Origin of the sequence: Niabella insulisoli (assembly GCF_039652435.2) — a bacterium.
GTDB lineage: Bacteria > Bacteroidota > Bacteroidia > Chitinophagales > Chitinophagaceae > Niabella > Niabella insulamsoli.
The window spans coordinates 3,040,039-3,057,527 of sequence record NZ_CP190246.1; the positions used below are offsets into that span (position 1 = coordinate 3,040,039).

Here is a 17,489-nt window from a genome sequence, read left to right on the forward strand (position 1 = left end):
ATCAAACTTCTTTTTTTAGCAGCGGCCGATGCATTACGGCGCCTGGATGCGCTTTGTCCAGTTCGAGAACAAGATCGAAATAATGGTTTGCTTTTTCTATCTCATTCAATCCCATATAACCCAAAGCCTGAAGATAATAGCAGTGGATGCGGTTGCGCAAAGAAAGCTCGTCATCAAAAATCATCAGATCGGGCAATGACACCGCGAAAAAATCCATTTTCACTTCATCGTTGACATGCTGCTCGCCATAGCCGATCAGGTTCCGGAATCTCTGTTCCGCTTCCCAGCTGCGCTGCAGACACTGAAGCGCCAGCCCCTGGTAAAAAATTTTATCCGGCTGCTGATCATTATAAAAGATAGCCGGCGTGGGCTCGCTCAGTCCCACCGCAGCCCGCTCCCAGTATTGCTGCGCCGTTTCCAGCGCTCCCATTTGATGATACGCCACGCCCATCCAATAATGAATATCGTTTTCCTGTGCGCCATAGATCTTTCCTTCTCCCAGGTGGTCCGGATAAACCGTAGCCAGTTCCAGCAAACGAACCGCTTCCTGCGGCATGCCCCGTTCCAGCGCATCTTTGGCCAGCCCGATATGAATTAAAATATGCTGCCCCGATGTTTTTCCCTCGCCTCCCTCCCAGGGGTGAAAATTACGGGCCTCCAATAGCTGTCTTGCGGCTTCAAATTGTTGGGTAAGGCTGTGCAGATTGACATATTCAATATACAAATCGTCGCGATCATTAATCAAATCGGTATAAGGCCTGAGCTTTTCCAAACGCTCTTCAGGTGATTTATTGAATCGCTTATACAGTTGATCTAATTCAAACAACACCCGGGAATCGGAAGGGTCTGCCGCGAATGCTTTCTCAAAAAGCGCCAGGGCTTCAGCTTTTTTATCAAACTTATTGTAGTATGCTATACCAAGATTCCGTAAGGTGGTGGCATGGGTAGCATTGATCTTCGCAGACTGCTCCCAATAATCTTTTGCTTTATCATATAAGCGCTTCGAATAAAAATAATTGCCAAGATAATAAAGCGCTTTGTAGTCATATGGATTAACCGCAACGGCCGTTTTCAACACGCTAATATCTCCGATCCGGTTTGGAAAAACGCCATCCGGGCCATAATCAAAAGCCTTGCTAAACCAATAGGCAGACTGTTCCTGGTAGCCCGCTCTGAATTCGAGATAACCGAGATAATAGAGCGAAAGCGGGTCTGTAGCTGCGGCTGCATTCAATTTCAACAATTCGCCTGCCTCTTCATAAAGCCCCGCCTGCATATACTGAATCGACATTTCAATATAGGTATCGGTGTTAGTGCGCATCATCTGCTGCAACTGTTGTGCCGTTGCGGCAGCCTGATCTTCTTCGCCCAACGCCCTCAAACATTGTAAACGTTCAAACAAACTGGCAAAATCAAACGCATCAATTTCCACTGTTTCGGCCACAAGCTTTAAAGCTTCGGGCAGGCGATTGAGTTTACGCAACGCCACAGCTTTGAGATGTCGCGCCTTCAAACCATGATAATTTCTGAGGATGGAATTTTCAGATAAGGTGATGACCTGACGCCAGTCGCGCCGATTGGCCGCGATCAACGCCAGTTGCAGATAAGCTTTATCCTGCTGCGCCGCGTTCCAGGTACACTTATAAAAATACTGTTCGGCCTCATCGTAATCACCCTGGTATTGCAGGCAAAGCGCTAAGTTGAAAAGCGCTTCACTGTCCTGGGGGTTGGGATTATATTTATTCAATTTTTCGACGGCAGTTTCAAGATAGGGTTTTGCCACATTGAATTGTCCACGACGGAGATACCACAGGCCTTTAGCATTATTACAACGGATATCGGATGCATCGCGGCGCAGCGCTTCCTCATAATAATCCAAAGGATTATAAGTGGCATGCCGGTATTGTTCTAAATGGAGGCCCGCCAGGTATAAATCTTCATTAGACAAAATGTCCCCGGGAGCGGCAATCGGTTGAGCCGGTTCGGGAATCGCTTCGCCCTGCCGGGTTACCGGTTTATAATCAACGAGAACCTGATCGTTCTCATCCAGCACAGCGGCGTAAAGAATAGAAATACTGGCGGAATTGTTGAGCGGCACCGTTTTAGCAAAAGTCGCCAACGGGGACAGCTCCTGCGACTCGTTCATCAAAACCGATCCTCCCATCTTTAAAATTACTTTCACCCTGCGCGGCCTGGTTACATAGGCTTTTACAACCACGCTATCCCCCAGCGGCTCCACGTTGATCATCGCATCAATAGACGCATTTTTCACATAACCAATATTTTTATACGGCATAAAATATTGTTTAAACTCGCGCGCTTCGTTGGGCATGATCCAGCTAAAGTCTGGCTGGTTATCCGTAAACATGCCGCACATGATTTCGAAATAAGGTCCATTGTTGTCGGTAAGCTGGCGGTCCCAGGCCTTTCCAAAATCACCGCATCCCCAGGTCCATTGTTTTTTACCGGGACTAATATGGTGGTTGGCGATATGCATCAACCCGGCCTGTTTTTGATGATGATAGCCGCCTACAAAGTCGAAGGCGCTATTGACAGCCATATAAGAAGTAGGCACGGGTATATTTGTGTAACGCGAAATATCAGTGCCCGGTGCATAATCTACTTTATAATAAGTTCCGGTGGCGATCGGGAAAGAACTTACATCTCTCTTACCATGATCAAAAACAGCGTGCACATCGGGCGGGAACACGCTTTGATAATGCTCATCGACCGCGACAGCCGGGTTGGCCCACCACAAAAAAGTTTGCGGGAACGATGTGCGGTTATAAAGTTTTGCGTGCAACTCGATGTAAGCCACACCTTCATACAGCGTGAAACCCAACGCGCACTTGGTGCCAAACATTTTCTCGTATTCATTTACCCAAACCGTTTTACTGCCATCTTCGTTTTCCTTTATTAAAAAATCGATGGGCTCGAAAGTGGACGGCCGGTGATGCTGTGGCCAGTTGAATTCAATGCCGCCGCTGATCCAGGGGCCTGCCAGCCCCACCAGCGCCGGTTTGATCACCTCATTATGATAAATAAAATGATAATCATTGGTTTTATCATAAGCCATTTGTATCCGTCCGCCTAACTCGGGTAATATCATCACCTTCAGGTAATCATTTTCCAGAAACAGCGCAGTCCACGCTTTGTCTTCCTTATCATCATACACTTTATCGATAACGGCATGCGGATACACCACGCCGCTGCTTCCCTGATACACTCTGTTTTCAAGAAACATCGGGTTCTTATCCGGCGCGCCGGTTTTGTAGGTCGGAATGATCACTTGTTCTTTCCAGGCTTTTACCATGTGCTGATTTTTTCTTTTTGTTTTAATGTTTGAATACGGCATCCATTTCCTCCAGGGTCTTACCTTTGGTCTCCCTCACTTTGGCCCTCACAAAAAAGAAGCCCAGCGCGCAAATCGCGGCATAGATATAAAAGGGCGTGTAAGTGCCTAATCGTTTGGCAAGAATCGGAAAGGAGAATGTGAGCACCGCATAAGCCAGCCACAAGGCAATAACGGCCACAGAGGTTGCGGCTCCGCGTATCTGGTTGGGAAATATTTCCGAAATCAGTACCCAGGTAATAGGCGCCAGCGTCATCGCATACACTCCGATTGCAGCTAATAAACTCCAGGAAGCGGCGGCAGATTTTTGTTGTAATAAAACAGCGCTGACCAGGTAGAGGATACAAAGGCCTGCTGATCCGAATATCATCAGCGGCTTGCGGCCCATTTTATCTACCTGCCACATGGCGATAAAAGTGAAGACCAGATTTACAAATCCAATAAAAACAGTTTGCTTCAACTGGTCATCCTGGCTGAATCCCACACTTTCGAAAATGGTAGCAGTGTAATTGAAGACGACGTTGATGCCACAAAATTGCTGGAACACTGCCAGGCCCATTCCCACGAGCACCGCCGGCAGCGCCTGCTTTTGAAAAACAGCTTTGTAGTTAATCCTTGTTTCACCGGCCAATGATTTACCGATTGCCTCAATGCTGGATGCCGCATAAGCAGCGCCACCTATGGCAGCCAGTTTTTTTTTTGCCTGCTCCACCAAGCCGGCACGTGTTAGCCAACGCGGACTTTCGGGCAGAAAAAATACGCCGCCTAAAAATAAGGCCGAAGGAACGGCTCCCAGGCCCATCATCCATCGCCAGGCATCAGGCCCCTCGTTGCGCAGCGCATAGTTGACAAGGTTGGTAATTAAAATTCCCAAAACAATAGTAAGCTGGTTGATCGCCACCATCCGGCCGCGCATATGCGAAGGCGCCACTTCTGCAATGTAGAGCGGGGAAAGCACGGAAGCCATGCCCACGCCTATTCCCGCGAAAAATCGTGCAACGATAAAAGCCGCGCTGCTATTAGACCCGGCCATGGCCAATGATGACACCAGGAAAATACCAGCTGCCAGCATCAGCCCTTTCTTACGCCCAAAGCGGTCTGAAACGCTACCGGCAATAATGCAACCCAGTATGCAACCGAGCGCTAAAGTGGCGGTAGCAAAACCCTCCTGCACATCGGAAAGATGAAACTGATCTTTCAAAAAAGGAAGGGCGCCGGCGATTACAGCAAAATCAAATCCAAACAAATAACCGCCCAGTGCGGATATCAGCGAGATCCCGGTTATATAGGCTGTATTAAATTCATGCTTTTCTATTTTCATATAACCCACAATTAGAAAACGAAGATGAAAGAAATCTGCTTAAAATAAAATGGATAAGACGATGAATGAAATAGACTTTATGATGATTCTGCACAGTTGAAATAAAAAAATCGCTTTTGAACACGCATTGTTTCAACCCTTGATTAAAGCAGTGTTGGCGCTATTTAAAATCGCGTGAAGGAAACAGCGTACCTTGAATTGTTTTCTTTTGAGCAACTCTGCCGCCTTCTTTGGAATGCATGGCGCCATCTTTCTCATCAGCCCGGCAAAGCGTCAGCACCTGCGGGGACGGCTCTTCAGGAGCCACCAGGGCTTGCAAATAAGCGGCTCCGTTATAACAATTTTTCACTACCACGTGCGTGACTTGTCCTTCCCGCTGCACCCTGCCCGCAACAATTAGCAGTTTAGACTGCAATATTTCTTTACGGAATTTTTCAAATATTTGCCGGAATACCACCAGGTTTGCCGTTCCTGTTTCATCTTCAATAGTAATAAAGCAAATGCCGGAAGCCGTGCCAGGACGCTGCCGCACCAATACAAGCCCTCCTACTTTTACATAGGCTCCATCCGGCAAGGCATTAATACCAGCGGTGGATAAAATGCGGCGGCGCTCCAATTGCTGTCTTACAAAAGTTAAAGGATGGGCTTTCAGCGAAAGCGAAGTACTGCTATAATCCTGCACCACATGCTCGGCGGCAGTCATCTCAGGAAGTGTCACCGCCGCTTCAAAAGCGCTTTCAGAAAGCTGCCCTTCAAAAAGCCCTTCGGGATGATCGGCTAATGCGCTGATTTCCCAAAGCGCTTCCCTCCTTTTCAAGCCCATAGAAAGGAAAGCATCGGCATTTGCCAGGATTTCAAGCGAACTGATGGAAACGCCGGCATCCAACAACTGGTTGATATTTGTAAAAGCCTTTTTCCTGGCGGCCACCAATATTTCTATTGCTGCTTCCCCCAGACCCTTTACCTGCCTGAAACCTAACCGAATGGCGCAACGGCCGGTTTCTGTTGCCTCCAGGGTATTGTCCCAGAAAGAAAAGTTGATATCGACAGGGAGGACGGTAACACCGTGCTGCTGTGCGTCTTTTACAATTTGAGCAGGCGCATAAAAACCCATAGGCTGACTGTTGAGCAACCCCGCGGCAAACACGTCGGGATAGTGGCATTTGAGCCAGCTCGATATGTATACGAGCAGCGCAAAGCTAACCGCGTGGCTTTCGGGAAAACCATAGCTGCCAAAGCCTTCCAGTTGTTTAAAGACTTTTTCTGCATATGCCTGTGCATAGCCATTTTTTATCATGCCGCCAATCAGCTTATCATGAAATTGTTTTACCATTCCGTACGCTTTGAATGTGGCCATACTTCTGCGTAAGGCATCCGCTTCTGCCGGCGAAAAACCTGCTGCCACGATCGCAATTTCCATGGCCTGCTCCTGAAACAATGGAACGCCGAGGGTCCTGCTCAGGATTTCTTTGACCGCTTCGGAAGGGTAATCGACAGGTTCCTGACCGCTTCTGCGTCGCAGATAAGGGTGCACCATATCGCCCTGAATGGGGCCTGGCCGGACAATAGCCACTTCGATTACCAGATCGTAAAAACACTGGGGCCGCAAACGCGGCAACATTGACATCTGTGCCCGGCTTTCAATCTGAAAAACACCGATTGTATCGGCCCGGCAAATCATTTCATATACCTGCGGATCATCTTGCGGCACGTTGGCCAGTGTCAGGCGCCGGCCATAATGTTGCTTCACCAGGTCGAAACATTTGCGGATACAGGTAAGCATGCCGAGCGCCAGCACATCAATTTTCAATAAACCTAATGCATCAATATCGTCTTTATTCCATTCAATATTTGTACGGCCTTTCATGCGGGCATTGAGGATAGGGCATATATAAGATAGTTTATTTTGCGAGATAACAAATCCGCCTGTGTGTTGCCCGAGCTGGCGCGGAAAGCCGATATACTGTTGTGTCAATTCCAACACTTTTCGCAAATGCGGGTCATCACAATTTAACCCCTGCTCACGGATACGTTGCTCGTAAATGCCTTCCCCATGTGTGCCGCTGCAACCCGCAAGCACATCAATCATATCTGTGGAAAGGCCCATGGCTTTAGCCACATCTCTTATCGCTCCTTTATAATGAACCTGTGTTACGGTAGCAATAATGCCCGAACGGTCGCGCCCAAATTTTTCATAAATATATTGCATTACTTCCTCGCGGCGTTCATGTTCAAAATCAACATCCACATCTGGCGGCTCATCGCGCGCATCCGACATAAAACGGGCAAATAATAACTTAAATTTTGAAGGGTTTACAGAAGTAATCCCCAAGCAATAACAAACCACCGAATTAGCTGCAGAACCGCGCCCCTGGCATAAAATCTCTTTGCTTCTTGCGAATTGTACAAAATCATAAATCGTTAAAAAATAGGCGGCATAATTTTTTCGCTTTATAAAGTCCAGTTCATAATGAATAGAAGCCAGGATTTTCTCCGGAATTTTTTCACCAAATTTTTCTTTGGCGCCCTGCCAGGTAAAGTAAGCCAATTGCTGATCGGGTGTTCGCCCTTCGCTGGTAATTTCCTGTGGATACACATATTTTAATTCATCCAGAGAGAAGGTACAGGCATTCACGATTTCCTGTGTATGGGCAACAGCCTCTCCATATTGACGGAACAAGCGCAGCATTTCCTTTTCAGGTTTCAAAAACCGCTCTGCATTCTGGCGCAGCAAATACCCCGCATTATAAATAGTTTTCTTTTCGCGGATGCAGGTCAGTATATCCTGTAATTTTCTACGTTCCGCATTGTGGTAATGTACATCGTTTGTAGCAAGCAAAGGCAATTTATAATGGCCAGACAGCTCGGCCAGCCGGTATAATTTTTTGATATCATCGCCCTGGTACGACCGGGTAGCGGTAAGATATAACCGGCCTTTTAAATGTTCATTATATTCCTGCAGGTTTGCTTTAAAAGAAGCATCATAATCGAAGTTTGCATTTAACTGATCGGGTGGCACTACTGCAAATAGCAAGCCTTCCTTCGCAGCATAGACATCTTGTTTGTAAAGCAGGCATTTACCCTTTTCGGTACGAAGGTTCCCGGTAGTAAGCAAATGAGAAAGGCGGGCATAAGCATCTATATGCGTAGGATAAGCAAGCAGCGAAGGACCGTCCTGCAAATCAAGGCAGCACCCCACGATAATACGAATGCCGCTGGCTTTGGCGGCCGTATGCGCGCGGACTACTCCGGCAAGTGTGTTATGATCGGTAATTGCTATCGCCTTATAACCCAATGCCGCCGCCTGCGTTACCAGCTCTTCCGGATGGGAGCCGCCCCTCAGAAAGCTAAAATTGGATGTTACCTGTAATTCCGAATAACGCATTATTTCCTTTTAAGCAAAAAAACCATGTAAATACCAACGGTGGGGCTTAGTGCCGTCGTAGTGCCCCAGCCGGAACAGCCAGAACCGCTCACCATGTTCATTTTCGACGATGTAATAATCTCTGTGTTCGCCTTCCCGGATCCACCATTCTGCTTCGATACGTTCGGGGCCGTCGGCTTTTTTGATGGTATGCAATATGCCTTTATAGCGGAAGTGCATCGGCGGGTAATCGGGTATCGGCGCTGCTACCTGCACGGGTTCCGGATTGTTAAGCAAGCGTATGGGGCGGGGGCGATCGGTCCACCTTGTAGCGGGCTGTTCGTGAAGCGAAGCCGCTTCCCTGAAAGAACGCTCGGGCCAGTAATGCTCATCCGGCAGGTATCGATGCACAATGCCCGGACCTAACTTTCCGGTAAGTTGATCAAGCAGTTGGGCAAGGCGGTTGTTTCCAAGGCCTTTCTGGTGCCAGAAACCATTTTGTAAAGTAATAATATCTTCCACCTGCGGCGCTTCGATAGCAAACATCTCAAAGCCCAGCGCCGGTTCGAGCTGATCTATTTTCAACTCAAAAAGTTTAACTAAGTGAGCCGGTTGCTGCGAAGGCAGATGCGTGCCAATGGTAATCGCTTGCAGGTTGTGATCAATACGCCATGCCTTAAAGATGGCTTTCCTTATGCCCTTACCTTCTTTTGCGAGGCGCTTACAAAGCAGCTCAATCAATTGCTGCAAAGCCATCTCAATGCCGTAGCGTGTCGTCACTGGCTCCAGGCAAGGCAGGCGCTCCTGAAAAGGCGTTACGGCTTGCATGGGTAGCAACGGCTCGTTCTTTATACCCAGCGCCTGATCGATACGTTCGGGCAAACCCGCGCCAAACCTGCGGCGCAGGATAGCGCTGCCCATATCTATAAAATGGCCGATAGTGTATAATCCTAACTTTTGCAGCCTGTCGACTACGGCAGCCTCCAACCTTAATGCTGCGGGAGGCAGGGGCCCTAAAGCCCGCTTTTCTTCACCGGGAGCAATTACTGACAGCGGATGCTTCCCATAACGCGCAAGCGCCCAGGCTGCGCCGACGGTTCCGGCAATGGCTATATGTGTTGTATAACCCAGCAACGCTAATGCCTTCCTTATATCTTCCAGATAATTCGTTTCCCCCTTCCATAAATGCGTACAACCCGTAGCGTCTAAGCACAAGCCGTCCGGAATATGAGTGGCAACGCAAGGTGTGAAGCGAGTAGCCCAATGCCCTAAAGCCGTAAGCAGTTTCGCTGCCCTGCCGGGCAAATCAGCTACTACCTGCAGCTGAGGTATTAAAGCCCTCACATCCGCTACGGCCATTCCTACCCGGAAACCCTGGCGTTGTACATCCGGGCAAACAGCAGTAATACGCATCCGGCCACGGTCGAGAGCGGCCAGCACAAAAGGTTGGCCTTTTAAATCCTGGCGGCGGCGCATCACCCACTCCGTCATTAAATGCGGGAAATATATACATACAAACCGGCTGGGCATACTAACTAATTTTTCTGAGCAAGGAGGGGTTGGCAACCCGGTCAACAACAGGCTCCTGAAAACCGCCATCCTGCCATAACAGTTTCCAACGGCCTGTACTGCCTCCCCGCATTTTAAGGAGTTCCACATTCCAGCAGGGAAGCGTTACGCCTGGCAATGATTGTTCATGATAACTCGGGGCAGCGCTGATTCGCCACCGGCTGACACAGGCCGTGGGGTGCAGGTTGCGATTGGTGCGCATGACAAAACCTGTTACGCCGCTTTTCTCTACCGCCAGCTGTAGCCTGCGGGATATATTAAAATCAAGCGCAGGCAACTCGCTGACCACCGCTGACAAACCCTCCATTTGCAGGCAGGTTTCCATGGCCCAGCAGATATCCTTTTCTTTTTTTACCTGCACAAAAAGAATCCGATCGGGTTGCAACCCGAAGGTGGAAAAACCCGGTGGAAACAGCAGCCCGTCCGGACTGATCCAGACAGAGGGCCCGTTATCTCTCATGAGATCACCAAGGATGGCCGCAATAAATCCCGTCGTAGCGGCTGCCGTGGCGCCGGAGGTAGTGATCCATTCATGTATGGCGCCGAGAGGAAAGATTTTTTGGGGAAAGGCATTATTGACAGGCCCTAAACGCAGTTTTCCCTCCAGCTGCCCGTTGATGGGTTTCTGGCCCTGCATGCGGGAAATTTCCTGCCGTAGTTGCGCCATCATATCTTTTTGTAAAAGATTCACGACACAAATATAATACTAAATTATTTAGCGCAAATTTGTTAATAATATTAGTATTTTAAATAGGTTTTAAAACGGAATGCATCCAAATCGTTCTTTCCCAACCCTCAATATCTGTTTTTGGGGTGTACCCCCATCTGCAATCGCATTTCACCTCCCTTTTTGATGGACGACCAGGGGATAAAAGGACGGTGCACCGCCTGTTTATTGAGTTGTATAGATTGGATGTAGGGATTCAAAGCCGTATTTTGGTTGGAAATTATGCGAAATACTTGGCCGGGATAATATTTTGAGTTAAGCCTAATGTTTATTTCTGAAAATAAGGGCGCCGATAAGCCTAGCAAAGTTTCTTTGTCGGTAAAACCCTTTACATCAAATAAGCCCATCGCAGCCATTACAAACCATGCGCCCAATTGCCCCTGGTCTTCATCCTGGCCAAATCCATACCCGTGGATGCCTTCGGTACCATAAAATTTGTCGCATATCGACCGAACCCATTTTTGCGTAAGCGAGGGCTTGCCCGAATAATTAAATAGCCAGGAAACATGAAGGTTGGGCTGATTGCCGTGATTGTAAATGCCGGCGATGCCCGCAAAAGCGTCAATTTCGGCTCCGCCGCCAAAGTAGGCTTTTTCGGCGAGCGCGAACGTGCTGTCGAGCCTCCTGTTAAATTCCTTTTCTCCCATTTTTGTTACCAGCTTCTCCGGCTGATGCGGAACAAAATAGCTATACTGATAAGCATTCCCTTCCTGAAAGCCCCGCCAGGGCTGGGAAGGATCAAAATTTTCAATAAACGCTCCGTTCGCCAGCCTGGGCCTGACCAGCTTTAACCGAGGATCCCATATTTGCTCCCAGGCATTAGACAAATTGCCGAATAGCTTATAGTCTTCGGTTTTCCCAAGCGCTTGCGCCCAGTTTGACATCGCAAACGCACTGAAAGCGTATTCCAGTGTATGGGAAGCAGAAAATTGCCACAACTCGCCGCTGCCTTTCGCACTATCCAAATGATTCACATAACCATACTTTAAAAACCGGTCGACATCCATTTTGCCGGCCCCATGCGGCCGCCCCTCACTCACCAATTCATTTTTCCTGGCGGCGGCATAGGCCGTATTGACGTCAAAATCTTTGATCCCCGCCAGATAAGCGCTCGCCATAATAAGGCTGACAAAATTGGTTCCAACGCCAGAGACATAACGGCTGTTAACAATACCATCGCCGAGCCAACCGGCGTCTTTATACACCAACAATTGGCTTTTGATAAAGTCTGCATAATACTCCGGATAAACTATGGTCCAGAGCTGTGTAAGATTCCAATACGCTCCCCAAACCGCATCGGTATTATAATGTTGAAAAAGCGGAACCCCTTTGGCATCGAGCGGAATCCTGCCAACCCCGCCTGTGTTTTTAGGATAGGCGCCATTGACGTCGCTGGCTAAACCCCGGCCCAACAAAGCGTGATAAAGACCGGTGTAAAACTTCGTATAATTTTCTTTTGTTCCGCCTTTCACATCAATACGCCCCAAATAGTCGTTCCATGTTTTTTTAGATTGGGCACATGCCTGGTCGAACGTTAATCCTGTGGCTTCTTTTTCAAAATTTAAACGTGCATTAGCAACAGAGGTAAGCGACAGGCCGGCTTTGATGGTAATCGCCTCTCCCTCGGCGGTCTTAAAATCGAGATACAGCCCGGCCCCTTTGCCTGCACATTCGCTTTGCCCTTTTTTAATTTCGTCACCCCTGAAAATGCCATAAGATGTGGGGCGCTTACTGAGTTCGGCTGTAAAATACATGGTCACCTCAGCGCCCGGTTGATATTTTTGAACGTAAACCGGCAGAGTGGTCACCCATCCTTCCACGCGGCCATCGGCGGTCAAATTAACGCGCGCATCTTTAACCGGCCCGCTCTCGCCCCAGATATTTCCAATATCAAAAAGGATATGCGCTTCCGATGTTTGCGGAAAAGTGTAACGATGGAACGCAACCCGCCTGGTCGCCGTAAGCTCCGCACGCACTTTATAATCTTTTAAAAAAACAGAATAATAACCGGCCGTACTGTATTCATCTTCACGATCGAAACGGGAGCGATACCCTCCGTTGGGATTTTCAAGTTTGCCGGGCGTCGTTTGCAGTGGGCCGGTGGTGGCCGTAAACAAAATTCCTCCTAACTGAAACTCGTGAAAGTTGGCAAAACCCTCAATCGACGTATGCCGATAATCATAACCCGACGCGTCCCATCCATGTTGGGTGCCATAGCTGCCATTTGTTGAAGGCGCCGGCTTAGCCATGCCGAACGGCATAGCGCCAGGCGTATAATGAAACCAGCGGCAGTGAGCTGTGCCGATATTAGGATCTACATATTTTGTATAATCCTGCTGTTGCGCGTTGATTTGATTGGCCAGGCAACATATAAAAACCACCCAAGATATGCTCCAAAAATTACTCATAAAATTTGCTTATTATTATGTTCGGCATCATAAAGCCAGGAACTTACGGCTCCCGACAAAAATGCCTGTTCACCCAAGATGGCGGGCGTAATTAAAGTTGTTGGATATAACCGCCCGACTACTTCTTCAGTAAACGGTAAAAAATGTAAATGTGCTTTGGCGATGTTTCCACCAATCACAACGCTATGAATTGATTCGGCTGCTACCATCTCAGCAAGGAAGTTGCCGAGATTGACACCAAACTCCTCAAAAACCTGAAGCGCCCATTCATTTCCCTGGCCTGCCAGTTGTGCCAGTTGCCGGACACTATCCAGAGGTGCGTCTGCCAGCTTTTTCCATCTTTGCACGAACCACCGGCTACAGAGATAATCTTCCACGATACCGTCGTTGAAAGGATGGCACCACTTATCCGCGCTATAGCTTTTGCCATCTTCGCAGATCGCGGATCCCAGGCCGGTGCCCAGTGTAATGCCTAAGGTTTTTTTATGGGGTTGATGCCAAAAAGGAGTAGCCCATAATTCTCCCTGCAGAAAGCAGGCGGCATCATTTTCAAAGTAAATAAGATCCGGAGATATGTTTAAAGACCGGGCCAGCAATTCCCTGATATTTAAACCAAAAAGGCTTTCGTATTTATTTTGTCCCTGCATCAGCGAAATGCCTTCTTCATATTTAAACGGGCCCGGCATCGCTATACAAAGGCGCTTAAGCGTCTTCGCCCCTGTTACTTCTCCGATACAGGTTGACCAGGCGGCTATGATTTCAGCTGCTGTGCCGGAGGCAGTGATTGAGGACCGGCGCAAACTTGAAGTAATAGCAGCCCCGGTTGTTCTTTCAACGATGGCAGCAGTGATATGGGTGCCCCCGATATCTACGCCCACAATACAGCTTTCCTGAATCATATCATTGATGCTTTTTATCGATTTAGTTTTCCGGCAATGCGCCGGCAACTCCGCTACCTGCCGAAGGTTGGCGCCACTCGTCTTCGATTTGTTCTAAAGTTTTACCCTTGGTTTCGGGCAACAATTTGTGAACCGTTATAAAAGCGACAACACAGAAGGCGGCGAAAATCCAAAAAGTAACGGGCGTGCCGAATCGTCCCAGGAGAAGCGGCGTAAGCTGCCCCACGATAGTGTCCGCAATCCACATCACCATAATACTTATCGCCATGGCGCGCCCGCGTATTTTATTAGGAAAGATTTCAGCCGCTACCACAAATTTCAACGGGCCGATAGAAAACGCGAAACAGGCAAGAAAAATAATCACACAGATCAGCATGCCGATGCTGTTTGAGGAGCCGGCATTAAAGTATAAGCCTACCAAAGTTAGGCTGATGGCCGCGCCGGCGGTGCCCCACAGATACAAAGGCCGCCGTCCTAAACTATCTACTTTCCAAATCGCAATTAGCGTAAATAGCATATTAGCCGCGCCGAAAATCACCTGGCTTAATAATGAGTTGCTTAATGAAATGCCGGCATCACTCAATATGCTCGGACCATAATATATGATCGCATTGATACCGCTAAACTGTGAAAACAAAGGCAGCAGCAGGCCAATCCACAAAGCTTTTCTCCAGCGGGGAGAAAACAATTCTTTATAGGAACCTTTGGGTTCAGGGGTTTGAACGACAGCTGTTTCAGCATCTCTTTGAAGAGATCTTAGTATACGCTGCCCCTCACCGGTGCGTCCTTGTTGCACCAGCCATCGCGGGCTTTCGGGCACACGAAATAAACCCAATAAAAGCACGAGGGCCGGGATAGCGCCTAAACCAAGCATTAGCCGCCAGATTTCTGTAGTGATGAATCCCGAAAAAAATCCTGTCGCATGATCATTTGAAGAAGACAGAGAAACATGCAGCAGTGCCGCATTGCTGAGATAAGCCACCAGTATGCCCAATGTAAGTGCAAACTGGTAATAGGTAATCAGCCGGCCCCTGCTCTTAGCCGGCGCGATTTCAGAAATGTATAGCGGTACAATATTGGATGCTAATCCGATACCAACCCCACCCATCAGCCTGGATGCGATAACGCCGTTTAAACTGGGCAGGAACGCACATCCAAGCGCTGACAGCAAAAACAGAACGGCTGCTATAAACATGGGCTTTCTCCGCCCCACCCGGTCTGCAAGCTCGCCCGATAGTGCCACTCCTATAATACACCCCACCAGGGCTGAAGAAACAAACCATCCCTGCTGAAAGGCAGAAAGACTAAACTGCTTCTGAAGTAAGGGCAGTACGCCCGAAACCACGGCCATATCAAACCCAAACAAAAACCCGCCCAAAGAAGCCACCAGCGTGATGGCCATCACCGATCTTTTCTGCTCTATATGTTGCATTGTATAAAAACTTCTTTAATAAAAGATGGAGGTTATTTTTCAAGAATGGGCGACATGGAAGGTGGTGCATCTGCCGGCGCACTGCCCCATTTCATATTAGGCTTCGGCCCCATCTGTAAGACCAGTGATCCGCCGTCCACCAAATCGGAATGATAAAACCATGGCCGTCCCAGTGGTTTGCCGTCTAACCGGGCCGATTGGATATATCGATTGGTTGCGGAACTGCCTTTGGCAATAATGGTAAATGTCTTCCCTTTATAATATGCCGGATCCAGCTGAATCGTAATTTTTTCAAATAAGGGGCTTCCAATTTCATAATAAGGTTTTACGCCAGTTCCGCCATTAGTTTGAAACAGTCCCATGGCAGCCATAACAAACCATGCCCCCATCTGTCCTTCATCTTCGTCTCCCAGCCAGCCATGGTAGGGTGTTTCGCCATAATAGCGATCCATAATTTCACGCGTCCAGTTTTGTGTCAGCCAGGGTTTGCCCGAATAATTAAATAACCAGGCGGCCTGCATATTGGGCTGATTGCCATGATTGATTGGCACCAGGTCATACAGATCGCCATCCGCGTTGAAATTATATTTCACCGATTTTTCAAAGCCTTCGTTAAGACGGGAATTAAACTCCTTTCTACCCATCAGGTTTAAAATACCCTGCACATCGTGTGGGTTAAAAAAGCTGTATTGCCAGGCATTTCCTTCCAGATAGCCAGGCCCGCTGAAGCTGGTGCAGCAATAGGGGCTCCAATCTTTCACCCAGGAACCATCCTTATGTTTCATCCGGATATAACCGGTTTGCTGATCAAATACGTTTTTGTAGTTGCCCGCACGTTTAAGGAACTGCTGATAAAGATCTTCCCTGCCCAGGGCTTTTGCAAACTGCGCCACACACCAGTCATCATAAGCATATTCCAGCGTATTCGACACCTGGCCTTCCTCTTGCGGCACATAGCCCAACTTCATGTAGGAATCAAAAAATTTATTTCCGGCAAATCCGTTTTCAGGCGTTACGATGCCCGGAGTGGTTTGCTGGTGCACCATGGCTTTCAAAGCCAGTTGCGTATCAAAATCCCGGATGCCCTTTTGGTAAGCGCCTACAATCAAAGCAATCTCATGAGACGCTTCCATGATGCCGGAATACTCTATGCCGGCAGGCCCCTTAGGCAGCCATCCGCCCGTGCGGTAAATTTCCAGTAGCGATTTTACCCATTTGCTGGCCAGGTCAGGGTTGACCAATTGCCAGAGCTGATTCAGGTTCCAGAAAGTATTCCATAAAGCGTCGCTGCCATATACCGGATGCTCGGGATCGACCTGCTGCACTTTTTCATTTACATCTACATATTTTCCATCCACATCGCTCCAAATTGTTCTGGCCACATAGGACCGGTAAAGATTGGAATAAAACTTTCTTTTGTTGGCCTCTGTCCCCCCTTCTACCTGCACCTTGCTTAACAGTTTATTCCAAACACTGCGTGCATTTTTTCGCACGGCCTCAAAGTTCCAGCCGAAACCAGCAAGTTCGGCATTCATGTTTTTGCGAGCGCCTTCAATGCTTACCAGGGAGATAGCTGTCTGCATAAGAATCTGTTCCCCTGCTTTGGTGTCGAAATCAGCAAATGCGCCCATCTTTCCCTTTCCACTTACTTCCTTCACTCCTTCCTGTACCTGGTAATTATTTTGCCATCCACCAAAAGATTTCATCGGTTTGTTAAAGCGGATGACAAAATGCACGGTGTACTCATTCCAGCTCCATTTTTGATGGGAATACCCTTCAATTTCCGTGTCGGACACTTTGGTAAATTTAGCATCCAATACTTCTGCGGTATTCTCAAAAGGTATATCAAGATCCATTAAAATATGCGCATGCGCTTCCTTCGGAAACGTAAATTTAAAAAAGCCGGTGCGGGTGGTGGTGGTAATTTCGGTTCGGATATCGCCATTCATAAGCGTCACGCCATAATATCCCGGGCTGGCCTTTTCTGTTTCCTTCACAATTCTGGACCGGTAGCCTGTCGTCCAGCCTGTTGTCGGGCCGTCGGCGGGGCCGCGGCGAACATTCAGTACGTTAACGGTAGGCATTACGGAAAGACCCGCCATGGTCCAGGAGTGGATATGGCTGAATCCGCCGATATTATTGATCGTATATTCATAGCCTGATTTCCATACACCGCCCTGGTTGTCGGGCGCTAACTGCACCATTCCAAAGGGCATGGTAGCGCCCGGGTTCAGCATCCATCTCGACTCCGAGGTGCCGAGCAGGGGATCGGCATAATCCACCGGCTGGCGGTTTTGGCTAAAAGCAACAAAAACGGCTAACACAAAGTAAAGCGTAAGTATATTTTTTTTCATCTTAGAATGTTTGTTCGGCAAGCGCCTTTTCTTGATTGGTAAAAGGTTGTATTTCTTCATTAC

9 protein-coding genes are annotated in these 17,489 nt (G+C 48.3%); all 9 read right to left on the reverse strand.

All coding sequences use genetic code 11. From position 1 onward, the window contains the following. Window position 1: 1 nt before the first annotated feature. The 9 genes from ABDK00_RS12615 to ABDK00_RS12655 all read right to left on the reverse strand — a co-directional run bounded on the left by ABDK00_RS12615 (window position 2) and on the right by ABDK00_RS12655 (window position 17,426). Window positions 2–3,313, reverse strand: coding sequence for a DUF5107 domain-containing protein (locus ABDK00_RS12615; protein ID WP_346237042.1), 3,312 nt, complete (start codon window positions 3,311–3,313; stop codon window positions 2–4). 22 nt (window positions 3,314–3,335) lie between these two features. Beyond that, complete coding sequence (locus tag ABDK00_RS12620; RefSeq protein WP_346237041.1) at window positions 3,336–4,673, reverse strand: sugar porter family MFS transporter; 1,338 nt, start codon at window positions 4,671–4,673, stop codon at window positions 3,336–3,338. A 160-nt stretch (window positions 4,674–4,833) separates the two neighbouring features. After that, window positions 4,834–8,058: an error-prone DNA polymerase gene (locus ABDK00_RS12625; RefSeq protein WP_346237040.1), complete on the reverse strand. Its 3,225-nt coding sequence runs from the start codon at window positions 8,056–8,058 to the stop codon at window positions 4,834–4,836. Between the two features lie 9 nt (window positions 8,059–8,067). Then, window positions 8,068–9,567, reverse strand: a complete 1,500-nt coding sequence (locus tag ABDK00_RS12630) for a DNA polymerase Y family protein (protein WP_346237039.1) — start codon at window positions 9,565–9,567, stop codon at window positions 8,068–8,070. A gap of 1 nt (window position 9,568) precedes the next feature. After that, on the reverse strand, window positions 9,569–10,297 hold the full coding sequence (locus tag ABDK00_RS12635; protein WP_346237038.1) for an Error-prone repair protein ImuA: 729 nt from the start codon (window positions 10,295–10,297) through the stop codon (window positions 9,569–9,571). Between the two features lie 104 nt (window positions 10,298–10,401). After that, window positions 10,402–12,741: a GH92 family glycosyl hydrolase gene (locus ABDK00_RS12640; RefSeq protein ID WP_346237037.1), complete on the reverse strand. Its 2,340-nt coding sequence runs from the start codon at window positions 12,739–12,741 to the stop codon at window positions 10,402–10,404. Beyond that, window positions 12,738–13,640 carry an ROK family protein gene (locus tag ABDK00_RS12645; protein ID WP_346237036.1) on the reverse strand — a complete coding sequence of 301 codons (903 nt, stop codon included), beginning with the start codon at window positions 13,638–13,640 and terminating at the stop codon, window positions 12,738–12,740. Before ABDK00_RS12645 ends, ABDK00_RS12640 begins: the two co-directional genes overlap by 4 nt. A gap of 22 nt (window positions 13,641–13,662) precedes the next feature. After that, entirely contained in the window at window positions 13,663–15,072 is a 1,410-nt protein-coding gene (locus ABDK00_RS12650; protein ID WP_346237035.1) for a sugar porter family MFS transporter, read from the reverse strand. A gap of 32 nt (window positions 15,073–15,104) precedes the next feature. Next, a complete protein-coding gene (locus ABDK00_RS12655; RefSeq protein WP_346237034.1) occupies window positions 15,105–17,426 on the reverse strand; it encodes a GH92 family glycosyl hydrolase in 2,322 nt (773 codons plus the stop codon). Window positions 17,427–17,489: the final 63 nt, after the last annotated feature.

Excerpts from the sequence above, each read along its gene's own strand:
- ABDK00_RS12625 (WP_346237040.1), bottom strand. The coding sequence starts at position 8,058 with ATGCGTTATTCGGAATTACAGGTAACATCCAATTTTAGCTTTCTGAGG.
- ABDK00_RS12655 (WP_346237034.1), bottom strand. The coding sequence starts at position 17,426 with ATGAAAAAAAATATACTTACGCTTTACTTTGTGTTAGCCGTTTTTGTT.
- ABDK00_RS12615 (WP_346237042.1), bottom strand. The coding sequence starts at position 3,313 with ATGGTAAAAGCCTGGAAAGAACAAGTGATCATTCCGACCTACAAAACC.
- ABDK00_RS12650 (WP_346237035.1), bottom strand. The coding sequence starts at position 15,072 with ATGCAACATATAGAGCAGAAAAGATCGGTGATGGCCATCACGCTGGTG.
- ABDK00_RS12630 (WP_346237039.1), bottom strand. The coding sequence starts at position 9,567 with ATGCCCAGCCGGTTTGTATGTATATATTTCCCGCATTTAATGACGGAG.
- ABDK00_RS12620 (WP_346237041.1), bottom strand. The coding sequence starts at position 4,673 with ATGAAAATAGAAAAGCATGAATTTAATACAGCCTATATAACCGGGATC.
- ABDK00_RS12645 (WP_346237036.1), bottom strand. The coding sequence starts at position 13,640 with ATGATTCAGGAAAGCTGTATTGTGGGCGTAGATATCGGGGGCACCCAT.
- ABDK00_RS12640 (WP_346237037.1), bottom strand. The coding sequence starts at position 12,741 with ATGAGTAATTTTTGGAGCATATCTTGGGTGGTTTTTATATGTTGCCTG.